This window comes from Mesorhizobium kamtschaticum (assembly GCF_056174585.1).
Genome location: NZ_CM149691.1, coordinates 3,966,172 through 3,982,316, shown reverse-complemented (window position 1 = coordinate 3,982,316; position 16,145 = coordinate 3,966,172). Strand labels below are relative to the sequence as shown.

Here is a 16,145-nt window from a genome sequence, read left to right as displayed (position 1 = left end):
GTCGCCCAAAAGTGCGTAGCGGTTTTGGGAAAACGACATGCACAACAACAAGGGAGTGGCGGTATGTAGGCGGCGTACCTTGCCTTGTCACACGAATTCGCTTGAGCCAAACGATCAGCGGAAATGATCGTTGCCGCACTTGAACCGTGGCTCAGTCCTTCGCGGTTTTGCCCTCGATCGCCCTGCCCCAGTCGAGCAGCGGCTTGGCGCGCAAGGTGAAGTCGACAAGTTCCTCGACCAATTCCGGCGCATGAATATCGGCCGGGTCGATCGCATGCCGAACGGCAAAATGCCGATTTCGGATGGCGGTAATGAGGTCTTCGTCCGTGACATGCTCGAAGCCGCGCGGCGTGCGCTTCATGCGGTCCTCGGCATCGAGTTCGAGGCCGTTCTTCTTCAACGCCTTCACCATGGCGCGAAACCTGTCGGGCCACGTCTCGATGGCCCGCCGCATCGCCAGCAGCAGCGCTGCCTCCGGCTGCCACCAGGCGATGCCGGCAAAGCATCCCTCCAACCCGATATGAACGTAGAACACGCCCTGCACGGACTTGCTGCCATCCAGCGACAGGATCGCCGAGACATGCCGGTTGTACGGCCGCTTGTCCTTGGCGAAGCGCACGTCACGGTTGATGCGAAACAGTGACTTCTTGCGGTCGCCGCGCAAGCTGAGCCCGGCATCCGCGAAACGCTGCGTCAGCGTGTCGACCAGATCACCCAGAGGATCGCGCAATTCCTGTTCGAACAGGTCGCGGTTCTCCAAAAACCACTCCCGGCTCTGGTGGAAGTCCAGTGCCTTCAGGAATGGAATGGCCTTTGGGCCGAAGCCTTTGAACGCTCCGTCCGTCACGACTTACCGACCCGCTGCAGCCAGGTGTCCTCGTCGATGACTTCGACACCGAGTTCGCTGGCAAGCTTGAGCTTGGAGCCGGCCCCCGGTCCTGCCACCAGCAGATCGGTCTTCGCCGAAACCGAGCCGGCGACCTTGGCGCCAAGACGCTCGGCCATCGCCTTGGCTTCGGAACGCGTCATCTTCTCCAATGAACCGGTGAAGACGATGGTCTTGCCGGCGACCTCGCTGTCGGCCGAGACGGTGACGATATACGGCTTCGGCTTGACCTCTCCGAGCAGCTTGTCGAGCACGTCGTCATTGCGCTCATTGCCGAAGAAATCGCGCAGCGCATCGATCACCGTGTCGCCAATGCCGTTGACCGATGGGAAGACCGTGTGCGGATCCTCCGCTGCCGCCGTCTCCTTGCCGACGCGGATCAGCTCCTCGATGGTGGAAAAGGTCTTGGCAAGCAAGGCGGCCGTCGTCTCGCCGATATGGCGGATGCCGAGCGCGAAGATGAAGCGGTCGAGTTCCGGCTCGCGGCGCGAATCGATGGCAGCAAACAGCTTGTCGAGGCCTTCATAGTTGCGGTCCTCGACGCTGCGCACATTCTTGCGGGTCTTGCCGGATGCCGCCTCGCGCTGCCTGGCCTGCTCCTCGCGCCGCTCGGCCAGCGCCCTGGTGACGGCGGGGCGACGGTCCCTGAGGGTAAAAATATCGGCGGCCGTCTTGATCAGTCCGGCGTTGAAGAACGTATCGATGTTCTCCGCGCCAAGGCCTTCAATATCCAGGGCGCCGCGCGAGACGAAATGGCGCAACCGTTCCACGGCCTGTGCTGCGCAGATCAGCTCGCCGGTGCAGCGGCGCCGCGAATCCTCCTTACCGGTCTTCTCGTTGATCTCGCGCGTCGCCGGCGAACCACACACCGGACAGGTATGCGGGAACTCGTAAGGCACGGCATCGGCCGGACGCTTGTCGACGACGACGCTGACGATCTGCGGGATGACATCCCCTGCCCGCTGGATCACCACCGTATCGCCAATGCGCACATCGATGCCATCACGGATCGGCAGGCCGTTGCTGTCAAAGCCCTTGATGTAGTCCTCATTGTGCAGCGTCACGTTCTCGACCACCACGCCGCCGACGGTGACGGGCGCAAGCCGCGCGACCGGCGCCAGCGTGCCGGTGCGGCCGACCTGGATGTCGATCTTCTGCACCGTCGTCATTGCTTGTTCGGCCGGAAATTTGTGGGCAACGGCCCAGCGCGGCTCGCCGGTGACGAACCCCCAGCGGCGCTGCAGCTCCAGCTGGTCGACCTTGTAGACGACGCCGTCTATGTCATAGCCGAGCGAAGAGCGCTGCTCCTCGATCAGATGGTAATGCGCGACCAGTTCATCGGCCGACTTCGCCCGCACCATCAAAGGGCTGATCTTGAAGCCCCAGTCGGCGAATTTTTGCACTGATTCGTACTGCGTCGGGGCCGGATCCGCTGTCGTGAAACCCCAGGCATAGGCGAAGAATTTGAGGTTGCGGCTGGCGGTGACGGAGGCATCCTTCTGGCGTAGCGATCCGGCAGCCGTATTGCGCGGATTGACGTAATCCTGGCCACCGGCCGCGGCCGAGCGCTGCTTCAGCGCCTCGAATTCCGCATAGGTCATGTAGACCTCGCCACGTATCTCGATGGTATCGGGCCAGCCTGAGCCTTTCAGCCTCGCGGGGATGTCGGCGATGGTTCTCAGATTGGCGGTGATGTCTTCGCCAACCGCGCCGTCGCCGCGCGTCGCACCTTGCACGAACACGCCCTTTTCATAGCGCAGCGATGCCGACAGCCCGTCGATCTTCGGCTCGGCGGTGAAGGCGATGTCGAGATCCTTGTCGCGGTCGAAGAACCGCCGGCCGCGGTCGATGAAATCGGTGACGTCCTCGTCGGTATAGGCCTTGGCGAGGCTAAGCATTGGCACCGCGTGACGTACCTTGGTGAAGCCTTCCGCCGGTGCGGCACCCACCCTGAGCGAGGGCGAATCCTCGCGCACCAGGCCGGGAAAGCGCTCTTCGATGGCAAGGTTGCGGCGCCGCAGCGCATCATAGTCCGCGTCCGTGATCGTGGGCGCGTCCTCGGTATGGTAGCGCCGGTCGTGCCCGGCGATCTCCTCGGCCAGAAGCTGGAGTTCGACTTCAGCCTCGCTTTCGCTGAGCGAATCGACAGGTTTTTCAGCCATGCTTTTCTCCCCCGAACGGTGGCGCGTCACAATAGAGCATGATCCGGAAATGTGGGAACCGGTTTTCGGAAAAGATCATTCCTGAACAGCAGGATGGAGCCATATCCTGACTCGGCTCATGACACTGGATATTCTACGCCGCGTTTGTATTTTCACGCAGCAGCCGCTCGGCGGCGGCGCGCGCCTCGTCGGTTATGGTGGCGCCTGCCAGCATGCGGGCGATCTCTTCCTGCCGCGCCGTCCTGTCCATCTCGGCAATGCCGGTCGCCACGCGGTCGGTGCTGCCCGATTTGGAGATCAGGAAATGCGTCGCCGCGCGCGCCGCCACCTGCGGCGCATGGGTGACCGAAAGCACCTGCACGCGCTTCGACAGCCGCGCCAGCCTCTGGCCGATGGCATCCGCCACGGCACCACCCACGCCGGTGTCGATTTCGTCGAAAACCAGCGTCGGCGCCGAGCCACGGTCGGCCAACGCCACCTTCAGCGCCAGCAGGAAGCGTGACAGCTCGCCGCCGGATGCTACCTTCATCATCGGGCCTGGCCGTGTGCCGGGATTGGTGCGCACCCAGAACTCGATCTGGTCGATGCCCTCTTCCATGCGGGTCTCGGCCTCGCTCTTCATCTCGACGATGAAGGCGGCGCGTTCGAGCTTCAGCGCCGGCAATTCGGCCATGACGGCCTTGGTCAGGCCGACGGCGGCCGCGTGGCGATGCGAGGACAGCTGCGCGGCGCCGATGTCATAGGCCTCGCGCGCAGCTGTGGCCTGCTTTTCCAGCCCGTGCAGGCGTTCCTCGCCGGCGTCGAGATCGGCGAGATCGGCAACCATCGTGTCGCGCAGCTGCGCCAAATCATCGACGGCAACGCTGTGCTTGCGTGACGCGGCACGCAGCGAAAACAGCCGCTCCTCCGCCTTCTCCAGCCGTTGCGGATCATATTCGGTGGCGCGAAGTGCCGCCTCGACACCGGATTGGGCCGCGTCGAGCGACAGCATCGCCTCGTCGAGCGACTTCACCACATCCTCGAGCAGGCCGGGCGCCTCCGTCGCCTTGCGCTGCAGCCGTCGCAGCAGACTGGCCAGTTGCGGCAAGGGCGAGGACGGGCCGGACAGCACATCCTGCGCGTCATGGATTTCGGAAGCGATCTTTTCGGCGCGCATCATGTGGGCGCGCAGTTCGGCCAGTTCCGTTTCCTCGCCGGGCTGCGGATCGAGCTTGGTCAGTTCCGCCACCGCGGCGCGCAGATAGTCGGCCTCGCGCGCGGCGGCCGTCACCTTGGCGCGGTGGCGCGTAAGCTCCTGCTCGCAGGCGCGCCAATGCCGCCAGGCCTCGCCGGTCGAGCGAACGGCGCCAAGATGGCCACCAAAGGCGTCGAGCACGTTGCGGTGGGCGCCGGGATCGACCAAGGCGCGTTCGTCGTGCTGGCCGTGGATCTCGACCAGCGCACGGCCGACATCGCGCATCAGGGTGACGCTGGACGGCTGATCGTTGACGAAGACGCGGGTGCGGCCGTCCGCCGTCTGCACGCGGCGCAGGATGATGTCGCCGTCATCCTCGATGGCATTTTCGACAAGCAGCGCGCGAACCGGATGGTTGCGCGGCACATCGAACACGGCAATGACCTGGCCCTGTGCCGCGCCGTGGCGCACCAAAGAGGCGTCGCCGCGCGCGCCGAGCGCCAGCGACAGGGCATCGAGCAGGATGGATTTGCCGGCGCCGGTTTCGCCGGTCAGCACGGAAAGGCCGGGCTGGAAGTCGATATCCAGCTTCTCGATCAGGACGATATCGCGGATCGACAGTCTGGAAAGCATCAGAACCCGGACCTCAAGCAATTCCAGGAAAAGTTCGTAACGGTTTTCCCACAGGAATTGCGTAGAACAAAAAGTTGGGACGGTTCAGCGCTTCAATCAAACCACTGAACCGCTGTGGAGCGGCACGCGACCAATCGGAGTCGCAGCGCCGCACTATCTTTTTGTTTCAGCATCGGATCAATCCGAAAAAGCGCGTCGCTGCGACGCGCTTTGGGGATCAGGCGCCGGTGATCAGCTTCCCGGCCTTGGATATCCACGATCCGGCATTCTCACGCGGCGAAAGCCCGTTGCTCTGCAGGAGCTTGTAGGAATCCTTGTACCATGAGCTGTCAGGATAGTTGGTGCCGAGCACCGCGGCGGCCGTCTGGGCCTCCGAGGTCAGCCCCAGCGCGTAATAGCTTTCGGTGAGGCGGGCCAGAGCTTCCTCGACATGGCGCGTGTTGGAATAGTTCTCCACCACGTTGCGGAACCGCTTGACGGCGGCGATGTACTCGCGGCGCTCCAGATAATAGCGGCCGATCTGCATTTCCTTGCCGGCGAGCTGGTCGTTGGCGAAGCGGATCTTCTGCTTGGCGTCGTCGACATATTCCGACGTCGGCCAGCGCGTCACCAGATCCTGCATCGTCTGCACGGTCTGGCGTGCTTCCTTCTGATCCTGCGTCACATCCTTGATCTGGCGATAGTAGCTCAGGCCGATGATGTACTGCGCGTAGGGCGCGTCATCCGTGGACGGGTAAAGCGCCAGATAGCGCTTGGCCGACGAGATCGCATCGTCGTAGCTGCCCTTTCGATAGTCGGCGAACGCGCCCATCACCATCGATTTACGGGCCCATTCGGAATAGGGATGCTGGCGGTCGACGGCGTCGAACTTCTTGCTCGCCTCGTCCAGGCGGCCGGCATTCAGATTGGCGAGGCCCTCATTGTAGAGAACGTCGGCCGGCTCGGTCTGGTCGACATAGGTCGACAGGTTGATGTCTTTCTCCGGCGACGACATGCAGGCCGACAGAAAGAGCGATGGAACAACCAGCGAAAGCGCCAGGATAACAGACCGCTGGGGCGCCTTCGATTGACCGGCTCGCTTGAAGAACATGATTGGATTGCGCCCTTTCGGCGTTATTTTAATGCCTCTTGCATGCTGTTGTCCCAAAACTGGTCCCCACTTTTGAGCGACATGCACTAATCGACGGCAGCAGCCATAAACCATAACCGCCTTGCCCGGCAACGCTATGTCTAGCCAATCGCACATTTTTGTGGCGGTCGGACAGAGCCGGAGAATCCATGCAATTTCGCTGGATGGTGGTGCATTGATGCCACACCCGCCATCCTACATGGAATCCGAAAAACGTTAAAGAATCAGATCATCCAGGGCGCGTAGAGCGGCGCATTGACGGCGCTCATCTCTGCCGCGCGGCCACGCTCGCGGCGTGTCGTTTCGACAATCTCGAACGCTGTGCGGTCCGACAGCAGGCGCCGCAGCGCCGCGGCGTTCATCCTGTGGCCACCGCGATAGGAGCGGAAGCAGCCGATGAAGCGGGCTCCGGCCAGCGCCAGGTCGCCCATGGCGTCCAGCGTCTTGTGGCGCACGAATTCGTTCGGATAACGCAGGCCGCCCATATTGATGACGCGGTTGTCGTCACCGATCACCAGCGAATTTTCCAGCGAGGATCCAAGCGCATAGCCGGCGGCCCACAGCCGCTCGACATCCTTCATGAAGCCAAAGGTGCGCGCCCGCGCGATGTCGCGGCGGAAAATATCGGCATTGAGGTCGGATGCAAACAGTTGGCGGCCGATTGCCGGGCTTTCGAAATCGATCTCGACCTCGAAACGCGTACCGTCATAAGGCCTGAACTCCGCCCACGAGGCGCCGTTCTCGATACGGACCGGCTTGATGACCCTGATGTAACGGCGCTTGACCGACAGCGTCTCGATGCCCGCCTGATCGATGGCCTCCACGAACGCCATGGCGCTGCCATCGAAGATCGGAACTTCGGAGCCGTCGATCTCGATGAGGACATTGTCGATGCCGAGCCCGAACAGCGCCGCCATGATGTGCTCGACCGTGGCGATGTGCTCGCCCGCGGGATCGCCAAGCATGGTGCACAGATCGGTGGCGCCAACCTCGGCGACCAGGGCGCGGAACTCGCGGCCCTGCTCTGCTCCGTTGACAAGCTGGAACACGATGCCAGTATCGGCATCCGCGGGCAGGAAACTGATGGAAACTTCTTTGCCACTGTGGACGCCGGTGCCCGTAAGCGACGCGCGCGTCTTCACTGTCGTCTGATAGTCGTGCAAGACAATCCCCATAAGCCCGAAATGCCTAGGTCCGCTTCTCCAGCCCGAGGGCGCGGCTCTTGTTAAATCGGCAGGCAGGGTCACTTCCCCCGAAATCCCGGCACACCGACTATGGTAGGCAGCGAAGATAGTGTCCCGGCAGGGAGACTCCAAATCACGGTTTCTTACCCTCTGTAACCGCAAGCCGGAGCGAGCTCGATATTATAACCCTTTGATTTTGCACAATTTAAAACATTGGCAGGCAAGCAATTCCTTGCCTGCCTGTTAACAAATGTTACAGTCCGTTAACCGCTCAGTTGGCCTGGCGGCGCAGGAACGCCGGAATCTCCAGCTGATCGTCGTCCTGAGTCGCCCGGGTCTGCGGCGTCAGGCGGCCCTGGTCATCCAGCTGGCCGCGGCGCGGCGCGTAGAGCTGGGCGTCCTGGCTGGCGAGACGGCGCACTTCGGGGGCGGCCTGGCGCAGCTTGGGCTCGCGCGGCTGCGCTGGCTGCAGCCGTGCAGGCTCCTCCTCGCGGCGGGTCAGGCCGTTGGTCAGGCGCTTCAAGAGGCCCATCGGTCCGCTGTTGTTCTCATGATCGACCGGACGGCTCTTGGCGTCGACCTCTGCCTTTACGACCGGCGGAAAGTCCTCGACGCGCGGCATGCGCTGCGGCGCCATCGCCACCGGCTGCTGGACCTCACGCAGCATCTCGCGCGGCTGCGGGGCCGGCTGCATCATCTGCTGGACGACCGGCTGCGGCATTGGCTGCGGCTGTGCCGGCGGCGCCTGGAAGATCTTGCTCTGCGGGCGGAAATCGTCCGCATGGGCGATCGCAGCCGGACGAGCCTGCGCCATGGCCGCGGCGTTTGCCTCGGCGAGCTGGATGGCTTCGGCGACCGGGTCGGCGGCGCGCGGCTCATAGACAGGCTGCTGGACCGGTGCCGGGCGGCTTTCCACGGCGGCCACAGCCGGACGGCTGGCCGGCTTCGGCGGAGCGGTACGGATCGAGATCGGCGCGGCGGCGATTTCAGCCGCCGACTTGTCGATGCCGGTCGCAACCACCGAGACGCGGATGACGCCTTCGAGCTCCTCGTCGAAGGTAGCGCCGAGGATGATGTTGGCGTCCTGGTCGACTTCCTCGCGGATGCGGGTCGCCGCTTCGTCAACTTCGAACAGGGTCAGGTCGCGGCCGCCGGTGATCGAGATCAGCAGGCCCTTGGCGCCCTTCATCGAGGTCTCGTCGAGCAGCGGATTGGCGATCGCTGCTTCCGCCGCGGCCATTGCACGGCCCTCGCCCGAAGCTTCGCCGGTGCCCATCATCGCCTTGCCCATCTCGCGCATCACCGAACGTACGTCGGCGAAGTCGAGATTGATCAGGCCTTCCTTGACCATCAGGTCGGTGATGCAGGCAACACCGGAATAGAGCACCTGGTCGGCCATGGCGAAGGCATCGGCGAAGGTGGTCTTGTCATTGGCCAGCCGGAACAGGTTCTGGTTGGGGATGACGATCAGGGTGTCGACGCATTTCTGCAGCTCCTCGATGCCCATGTCGGCCGTCTTCATGCGGCGCTGGCCTTCGAAGTGGAACGGCTTGGTGACGACGCCGACGGTGAGGATGCCCTTTTCGCGGGCAGCGCGGGCAACGACCGGAGCAGCACCCGTGCCGGTGCCGCCGCCCATGCCGGCGGTGACGAAGCACATATGGGTGTTGGTGAGATGGTCGAGGATCTCGTCGATGCACTCTTCCGCCGCCGCGCGGCCGACTTCCGGCTGCGATCCCGCACCGAGCCCCTCGGTGACATGCGCGCCGAGCTGGATCAGCCGGGCGGCCTTCGACATGGTCAGCGCCTGCGCGTCGGTGTTGGCCACCACGAACTCGACACCGCGCAGACCGGCGGTGATCATGTTGTTCACGGCATTGCCGCCGCCGCCGCCGACACCGAACACGGTGATGCGCGGCTTAAGCTCGGTGATGTCCGGCTTCTGCAGATTGATGGTCATTGTCTCCGTCCTTTGCCTTTCACGCCGCTTCGCCGCCGCGGCCGCCTATGGGGCTGTCCCCGTCAATTAGAAACTGTCTCTCAACCACTGACTCATGCGATGCAGTTTTCCACCCGTTCCGGTCATCCTGAGACCGGAAATGCCTTTCGCCGGATGGCTCTCGAAACTCGCCATCTGCGGATAGATCAGAAGCCCGACGGCGGCCGAGAAAGCCGGTCCCTTCGCCGCTTCGGGCAGGCCGGCCACGCCGAGCGGGCGGCCGATGCGCACATTGCGTCCGAGGATGCGGCGTGCCGCCTCCGGTAGGCCGGCCAACTGGCTGGCGCCACCGGTCAGCACGACGCGCTTGCCGACCGCATTGCCGTAGCCGGACTTGTTCAGCCGGTCGCGCAGGAGTTCGAGTGTTTCGTCGATGCGGGCGCGCACGATGCGCGTCATCACCGAACGCGGGATCTGCAGCGGCACGTCGCCATCGTCGCCGATCGGCTGGATCGAGACCAGGTCGCGGTCGTCGGCGCTGCCCGGCAGCGCCGAGCCATGCATCACCTTGAGCCGCTCGGCGGCATCGAGCGAGGTGGAAAGCCCCTTGGCCATATCGAGCGTGACATGGTTGCCGCCGATGGCGATGGCGTCGCCATGAACGAACTTGCCTTCCGAAAACACCGAGATGGTCGTCGTGCCGCCGCCCATGTCGATGCAGGCAGCACCCAGCTCGAGCTCGTCGTCGACAAGCGCCGCCAGCCCGCTGGCGTAGGGCGTCGCCACCATGCGCTCGACCGACAGATGCGAGCGGTTGATGGAGAGTTCCAGGTTGCGCATCGGCGCCGCGTCACCCGTCAGCACATGCATGTCGACGCCAAGCGCGTCGCCGACCATGCCGCGCGGATCGCGCACGCCACGTTCGGCATCGAGCGAGAAGCCGACGGGCAGCGAATGGATCACCTCGCGCTCGGCCTTGAGCGCCTGCTTGGCGCCGGCACCGAGCACACGCTTGATGTCGGCCTCGTCGGCCTCGTGGCCGCCAAGATTGATGGTCGCCGAGAAGCTTTCGCTCTTCAGCCGGCCGGCGGTCATGTTGACGATGAGCGAATCGACCGTCAGCCCCGCCATGCGCTCGGCGGCGTCGACGGATAGCCGGATGGCATGCTCGGCGCGGTCGAGATCGACGACCACGCCCGACTTCACGCCTTGCGACTTCTGATGGCCGATGCCAATCACCTGGATCCGGTGCGAGCGGCCGCGCAAGAGCTTGCCGTCATCGTTCGGCTTGAGCTTGGCCACCATGCAGCAGACCTTGTTCGAGCCGACATCCAGCACCGTCAGAGTGCCGGACCGGCGCGACGAGGCATCGCCTGAACCGCCAAGCCAGCTCATATCTTCGTCTCCGACTTGCGCTTGAGGGTCTTCGGCTTCTCGTTGAGCGCGGCCTCGCGCTGCGTCGCCGCTTCGGGCGTCAACTCCACGACCAGCCGGTCTGTCAGGCGCATGTCGACAGCAGCGATGTCGCGCGACAGCAACCCTTTGTCCTTGTCCATCTTGACCAGCTCGGCGAGCGCCTGGTCCTCATCGTCCTCAGGCAGCTTGACGGTGATGCCGTTGTCCAGCTTCAGGTCCCAGCGCCGATCGCCAACGCGGATATAGCCTTTGACCCGGCTCGCGAGATCAGGATATTTTTCGATCTTGGCCAGGAAGTCCGGCGCCTTGGCCGGCGCACCGTCGCCGATCAGCAGCGGCAACAGCACCTGCTTGCCGCCAGAGAACGGCGCGATGACGGCGCCATCCTTTTCGATGACCGAGAGATCATTGCCCTGCTGCCAGAGCGCGAAGGCATCGCGCTCCTCGACGCGCACTTCCAGCGTGTGCGGATAGACCTTGCGCACCGCCGCGACCTCGATCCAGGGCAGGCCGGATATGCGCTCGCGCGCCGCCTCGGCATCAAAGCCGATCAGCGAGGTCCAGCCATCGAGTTCGAGCCTGTCGAGAATGTCGATCTCCGAGGTCTGGCGGTTGCCGACCACCTTGACCTGATCGACGGCAAAGCCGGTGCGGGCGGTGATGCTCTGGATGATGCCGTCGGCATGACCACCGAGATAGGCGCCATAGGCGCCGCTCGAAGCGAGCAGCACAGCCGACATGATCGCGACGGAGAAGCGCGGCGCCTCGAAGTCGCCATCGCCCAGGCGCGCCAGGATGCGCACCGGGCGGCGAAGCACGCGCGGCAGCACGAAATGGTCAAACGACAATGGCAGGCCGAACAGCGACGGCACGGCCGCGCCCTTCCCCTTGCCCTGTCCCCATTTCAACGCAGACACGAAGCGTCCTCCACCATCCAACTCAACAATTCACCAAACGAATGCCCGGCCTGGGCAGCGATTTCCGGCACCAACGACGTCGGCGTCATACCCGGCTGAGTGTTGACCTCGAGCCATACAACCTCGCCATTTTCGGAGTGCCGATCGTCATAACGGAAGTCCGACCGGGAAACGCCCCGACAGCCGACAGCTTGGTGAGCCTTGAGCGCCAGTGTCTGTATTTTTTGGTAAATATTCGGTGAAACTTTTGCGGGGCATTCGTGTTTTGATCCCCCCGCGACATATTTTGAATCGTAATCATAGAAGGAATGGCCCGTCGGGATGATCTCGCAGACGCCGAGCGCCACATCACCCATGACGGCGCAGGTCAGCTCGCGCCCATGGATGTAGCGCTCGACCATGACGGTATCGCCATATTTCCACTCGGACGACCCGACGACCTGGGGCGGATGCGACTGCCCTTCCGACACAATGACGACACCAAAGCTCGATCCCTCGTTGACCGGCTTGATCACATAGGGCGGCTTCATCGGGTGCTTGTTCCGGATGGCGAAGCGATTGGTGACCTTCGATTCGGCGACGGGAACACCGACCGATTTAACGATCTTCTTCGCCTGCTCCTTGTTCATGGCGAGCGCCGAGGCGAGCACGCCGGAATGGGTGTAGGGAATGCCGAGATATTCAAGGATGCCCTGAATGGTGCCATCCTCGCCAAACGGGCCGTGCAGCGCATTGAAGGCAACATCGGCCTTGAGCTCGGCAAGCACGGAGCCGACATCGCGCCCGACATCGACGCGAGTGACCTGGTAGCCTTCCTGCTCGAGCGCATCGGCGCAAGCCTTTCCAGAAGACAGGGACACGGGCCGCTCGGACGAAAAACCTCCCAGCAGGACGGCCACATGCTTGCTTTTCATTCCCCGTCATCCCCTCTCACGGCGGACCAAAAAACCAAGATTTCCGCAACATTGAGTCCGAGTCTCCCGGCAGGTTGCCCCCCAGACGGAAAAACGCGGGTAACGCGTCGAACGACTCAAATCAGGAAACGCTTTGGAGCAGAGAATCAGAGAGTTGATTCACTGGCAAGTGCTTATGATTCCGAGAGATTCACTTTGTGAGAAAATGGCTGCGAAAACCGCCTCGCTGAGTCTTTGCAGCAACGGTTTCGCGCGTTTTGGCAGCGTGTTGAAGTTCATGCATCACATGAACTTCAACCAGGATCAGAGCAACTGCCCCAGAAACTCCTGCACGGCATGGCCGGGCCTGAAATTGCCGATGCGCTTGATCTCCCAGTGCAGCCGGATGCCCGAATGCTCCAGCACGCGGGCGCGCACCGTCTCGCCGAGATATTCGAGGTCGTAACCGGTCGCCGTTCCGGTGTTGATCATGAAATTGCAGTGCATTGGCGACATCTGCGCGCCGCCGATCATCAGGCCGCGGCAGCCTGCCTTGTCGATCTCCTTCCAGGCCGACGTACCCTCGGGATTCTTGAAGGTCGAGCCGCCGGTCTTCTCGCGGATCGGCTGCACGGTCTCGCGGTGGTTCTGCACCGCGTCCATCGCCGCCTTGATCGTGGCCTTGTCCTCGGCAAAGCCTTCGAACACGGCGGAGGTGAAGATCAGCCCGGAAGGTGCCGCCGAATGGCGATAGGCGTAGCCCATCTCGGCATTGCTCAGCGTCTGGACATTGCCCTTGCGGTCGAGCGCACGCACCTCGACGACGCGCTCGCGCGTCTCGACGCCATTGGCGCCGGCATTCATCCTGAGCGCGCCGCCAATGGCGCCCGGAATGCCATGATAGAAATGGAAGCCGCCAATGCCCGCTTCGAGCGCCAAGGCCGCCACGCGCTTGTCGGGCGTCGCAGCGCCCGCCTTGATCCTGATCGGCGAAACGATTTCGGCCTCGCCAAAGCCCTTGGCCGAAAGCCGGATGACAAACCCAGGAATGCCGCCGTCGCGAACCAGCAGGTTCGAGCCGACGCCGACGATCGTCAGCGGTATCTCTTCGGGAACCGCGCGCAGGAACGCTGCAAGGTCCTCCTCGTCCGCCGGCTGGAACAGCGCCTCGGCGAGGCCACCGGCGCGGAACCAGGTGATCTTGTCCATCTCGGCATTCGGCGTCAGCCGGCCGCGCAGGCCGGCAAGCCTGTCGCCGAGTTTGTCGATCAGGGCCTGGCCGTGCATCATGAGGCGGCAAGCTCCTTGGGCAGAGCATAGGCCCATTGGGTGATGTTGCCGGCGCCGAGGAAGACGACGAAGTCGCCGGGCTTGGCCAGGTCACGGATGATTGGCGCGATTGCAGCCGGCCCCTCTATATAGCGCGCGTCGCGATGGCCGCCGGCGCGGATGCGTGACACCAGTTCGTCGGACGTGACACCGTCGATCGGGTCTTCGCCGGCAGCGTAGACCGGCGCCACCATCACCGTATCGGCATCGTTGAAGCAGGCCGAGAACTCGCTGAACAGATCGTGCAACCGGGTGAAGCGGTGCGGCTGGGCAATGGCGATGACGCGCCCCTTGGTGGCGCTGCGCGCCGCCTTCAGCACCGCCGAGATTTCGACCGGATGGTGGCCGTAATCGTCGAACACATCGACGCCGTTCCACGACCCGGTGTGGGTGAAGCGGCGCTTGACGCCGGCGAAGGACGACAGGCCCTTCTTGATCGCCTCGGCGGACAGGCCGAGCTCATGCGCGACGGCGATCGCGGCGGTGGCGTTAGAGACATTGTGACGGCCGGGCATCGGCAGGCGCAGATCCGATATTGTCTTCTGGTTGCCGGTCTTGCGGTCGCGGATCACCACGTCGAACTCGGACGTGGCGCCGGCCATGCGGTGGTTGATGAAGCGCACATCGGCCTGCGCGTTCTCGCCATAAGTGATGACGCGGCGGTCCTCGATGCGGCCGACCAACGCCTGCACTTCCGGGTGGTCGGTGCACATCACACCGAAGCCGTAGAAGGGCACGTTCTCGACGAACTGGCGGAACGCCTCGCGCACCTTGTCGAAACTGCCATAGTGGTCGAGATGCTCGGGATCGATGTTGGTGACCACGGCGATTTCCGCCGGCAATTTGAGGAAGGTGCCGTCGCTCTCGTCGGCCTCGACGACCATCCACTCGCCATCGCCCATGCGGGCATTGGTGCCATAGGCGTTGATGATGCCGCCATTGATGACGGTCGGGTCAAGCCCGCCGGCTTCGAGCAGCGTCGCCACCATCGAGGTCGTCGTTGTCTTGCCATGCGTGCCGCCGATGGCGACGGCCTGGCGGAAGCGCATCAGTTCGGCCAGCATCTCGGCGCGGCGCACGATCGGCAGCAGCTTTTCGCGCGCGGCCTTCAGCTCCGGATTGGATTTCTTGATCGCCGTCGAGACGACCACGACCTCGGCATCGCCGAGATTCTCGGCCTTGTGGCCGACGAAGCATTCGATGCCCTTGTCGCGCAGCCGCTGCACATTGGCGCTGTCGGCCTGGTCGGACCCTTGCACCTTGTAGCCGAGATTGTGCAGCACCTCGGCGATGCCGCTCATGCCGATGCCGCCGATGCCGATGAAATGCACGAGGCCGATGGTCTGCGGCATCTTCATGGGTGCGTCCCCTTCCTGAAATCCGAAACGGTTTTTCTGGACGCAATAGCCTCTGTGAGATCGGCGAGCAACCGTGCCGCGTCCGGCCTGCCGGCCGACTTCGCGCCCGCGGCCATCGCCGCCAGCCGCTCGGGATTGTCCATCAGCCCGCCAATGAGGGTTGCAATGAGCTCAGGCGACAGTGTCGATTGCGGGTGCACTTCGCCGCCGCCGGCAGCGGCAAGCGCCGCAGCGTTCGCCGCCTGGTCGTGGTCAAGCGCATAGGGATAGGGCACCAGCAGCGCCGGCCGGCCGATGACGGCGATCTCCGAAACGGTCGAGGCGCCGGAGCGCGAGATCACCAGATGCGCCGCGGCGATGCGCGCCGCCATGTCGGTGAAGAAGGGCGAGACCTCAACAGCGACGCCAAGGGCCGCATAGGCCGCCTTCACCCGCGCCACATCGTCCGCGCGAGCCTGCTGCGTAATCAACAAGCGCTTGCGCTGGGCATCCGAAAGCAGCGCGATGGCCCCCGGCATGGCATCGGAAAAGAACTGGGCGCCCTGGCTGCCGCCGAACACCAGCAGGCGGAAAGGCTCCTCGCCGATCGACGCCACGTAAGGCGTCTTGGCCGCTTCCAGCACCGCCGGCCGGACAGGATTGCCTGTCGTCACCGTCTTTTCACCGATGGCACTCGTATCCTGCGGCAGGAAGCCGCCGGCGATGGCATCCACACGGCCGGCCAGCGCCCGGTTGGCGCGCCCCATCACCGCGTTCTGCTCGTGGATCAGCGTCGGCACCTTGCGCCGCGTCGCCGCATAGAGCGGCGGCAGGGTCGGGTAGCCGCCAAAACCGACCACCGCGTCCGGCTTGATCCGGCCGATAATGGCGGAGGCCTGGCGCACGCCGCGCCAGATTTTCCAGAAGGCGCCAAGCACGGCGATGGGATTTTTCGAACCCATCGTCGCCGACTGGATCGGATGGATGGCGGCAGCCGGGAAGTGACCGGCAAACCGCTCGGCGCGGTCGTCGGTGGCCAGTTGCACCGACCAGCCGCGATCGATCAGCTCATGCGCCAGCGCCTCGGCCGGAAACAGATGTCCGCCGGTTCCGCCTGCCGCGAGAAGGATGACACCCCTCGCCATG

The 16,145-nt window shown here is 63.9% G+C and carries 12 protein-coding genes; all 12 read right to left on the bottom strand.

Features of this window, described 5'->3' with window-relative positions; all coding sequences use genetic code 11:
* Positions 1 to 151: 151 nt before the first annotated feature.
* Positions 152 to 847 (bottom strand): DUF2461 domain-containing protein, encoded by a 696-nt coding sequence (locus AC0V7N_RS19640; RefSeq protein WP_475450111.1) that lies wholly within the window; start codon positions 845 to 847, stop codon positions 152 to 154.
* Positions 844 to 3,048 (bottom strand): NAD-dependent DNA ligase LigA, encoded by a 2,205-nt coding sequence (ligA, locus tag AC0V7N_RS19635; RefSeq protein ID WP_475450110.1) that lies wholly within the window; start codon positions 3,046 to 3,048, stop codon positions 844 to 846. Before ligA ends, AC0V7N_RS19640 begins: the two co-directional genes overlap by 4 nt.
* 133 nt (positions 3,049 to 3,181) lie before the next feature.
* A complete protein-coding gene (gene recN / locus AC0V7N_RS19630) occupies positions 3,182 to 4,855 on the bottom strand; it encodes a DNA repair protein RecN (protein ID WP_475450109.1) in 1,674 nt (557 codons plus the stop codon).
* 217 nt (positions 4,856 to 5,072) lie between these two features.
* The gene (locus AC0V7N_RS19625) at positions 5,073 to 5,945 is read right to left on the bottom strand and encodes an outer membrane protein assembly factor BamD (protein ID WP_475450108.1); all 873 of its coding nucleotides are present in this window, start codon (positions 5,943 to 5,945) and stop codon (positions 5,073 to 5,075) included.
* A 263-nt stretch (positions 5,946 to 6,208) separates the two neighbouring features.
* Positions 6,209 to 7,159 carry a UDP-3-O-acyl-N-acetylglucosamine deacetylase gene (gene lpxC / locus AC0V7N_RS19620; RefSeq protein WP_475450107.1) on the bottom strand — a complete coding sequence of 317 codons (951 nt, stop codon included), beginning with the start codon at positions 7,157 to 7,159 and terminating at the stop codon, positions 6,209 to 6,211.
* A 280-nt stretch (positions 7,160 to 7,439) separates the two neighbouring features.
* The gene (gene ftsZ, locus AC0V7N_RS19615) at positions 7,440 to 9,128 is read right to left on the bottom strand and encodes a cell division protein FtsZ (RefSeq protein WP_475450106.1); all 1,689 of its coding nucleotides are present in this window, start codon (positions 9,126 to 9,128) and stop codon (positions 7,440 to 7,442) included.
* Positions 9,129 to 9,194: 66 nt separating this feature from the next.
* Positions 9,195 to 10,502 carry a cell division protein FtsA gene (gene ftsA / locus AC0V7N_RS19610; protein WP_064988167.1) on the bottom strand — a complete coding sequence of 436 codons (1,308 nt, stop codon included), beginning with the start codon at positions 10,500 to 10,502 and terminating at the stop codon, positions 9,195 to 9,197.
* Positions 10,499 to 11,440: a cell division protein FtsQ/DivIB gene (locus tag AC0V7N_RS19605; protein ID WP_475450105.1), complete on the bottom strand. Its 942-nt coding sequence runs from the start codon at positions 11,438 to 11,440 to the stop codon at positions 10,499 to 10,501. Before AC0V7N_RS19605 ends, ftsA begins: the two co-directional genes overlap by 4 nt.
* Positions 11,428 to 12,354 (bottom strand): D-alanine--D-alanine ligase, encoded by a 927-nt coding sequence (locus tag AC0V7N_RS19600; protein WP_475450104.1) that lies wholly within the window; start codon positions 12,352 to 12,354, stop codon positions 11,428 to 11,430. Before AC0V7N_RS19600 ends, AC0V7N_RS19605 begins: the two co-directional genes overlap by 13 nt.
* A 303-nt stretch (positions 12,355 to 12,657) precedes the next feature.
* Positions 12,658 to 13,623: a UDP-N-acetylmuramate dehydrogenase gene (gene murB / locus AC0V7N_RS19595; protein WP_475450103.1), complete on the bottom strand. Its 966-nt coding sequence runs from the start codon at positions 13,621 to 13,623 to the stop codon at positions 12,658 to 12,660.
* Positions 13,620 to 15,020 carry a UDP-N-acetylmuramate--L-alanine ligase gene (gene murC / locus AC0V7N_RS19590; protein WP_475450102.1) on the bottom strand — a complete coding sequence of 467 codons (1,401 nt, stop codon included), beginning with the start codon at positions 15,018 to 15,020 and terminating at the stop codon, positions 13,620 to 13,622. Before murC ends, murB begins: the two co-directional genes overlap by 4 nt.
* The gene (murG, locus tag AC0V7N_RS19585) at positions 15,017 to 16,144 is read right to left on the bottom strand and encodes an undecaprenyldiphospho-muramoylpentapeptide beta-N-acetylglucosaminyltransferase (RefSeq protein ID WP_475450101.1); all 1,128 of its coding nucleotides are present in this window, start codon (positions 16,142 to 16,144) and stop codon (positions 15,017 to 15,019) included. The genes murC and murG overlap by 4 nt, the downstream gene beginning before the upstream one ends.
* Position 16,145 lies beyond the last annotated feature (1 nt).

Excerpts from the sequence above, each read along its gene's own strand:
- ligA (WP_475450110.1), bottom strand. The coding sequence starts at position 3,048 with ATGGCTGAAAAACCTGTCGATTCGCTCAGCGAAAGCGAGGCTGAAGTC.
- recN (WP_475450109.1), bottom strand. The coding sequence starts at position 4,855 with ATGCTTTCCAGACTGTCGATCCGCGATATCGTCCTGATCGAGAAGCTG.
- AC0V7N_RS19625 (WP_475450108.1), bottom strand. The coding sequence starts at position 5,945 with ATGTTCTTCAAGCGAGCCGGTCAATCGAAGGCGCCCCAGCGGTCTGTT.
- lpxC (WP_475450107.1), bottom strand. The coding sequence starts at position 7,159 with ATGGGGATTGTCTTGCACGACTATCAGACGACAGTGAAGACGCGCGCG.
- ftsZ (WP_475450106.1), bottom strand. The coding sequence starts at position 9,128 with ATGACCATCAATCTGCAGAAGCCGGACATCACCGAGCTTAAGCCGCGC.
- ftsA (WP_064988167.1), bottom strand. The coding sequence starts at position 10,502 with ATGAGCTGGCTTGGCGGTTCAGGCGATGCCTCGTCGCGCCGGTCCGGC.
- AC0V7N_RS19600 (WP_475450104.1), bottom strand. The coding sequence starts at position 12,354 with ATGAAAAGCAAGCATGTGGCCGTCCTGCTGGGAGGTTTTTCGTCCGAG.
- murB (WP_475450103.1), bottom strand. The coding sequence starts at position 13,623 with ATGATGCACGGCCAGGCCCTGATCGACAAACTCGGCGACAGGCTTGCC.
- murC (WP_475450102.1), bottom strand. The coding sequence starts at position 15,020 with ATGAAGATGCCGCAGACCATCGGCCTCGTGCATTTCATCGGCATCGGC.
- murG (WP_475450101.1), bottom strand. The coding sequence starts at position 16,144 with ATGGCGAGGGGTGTCATCCTTCTCGCGGCAGGCGGAACCGGCGGACAT.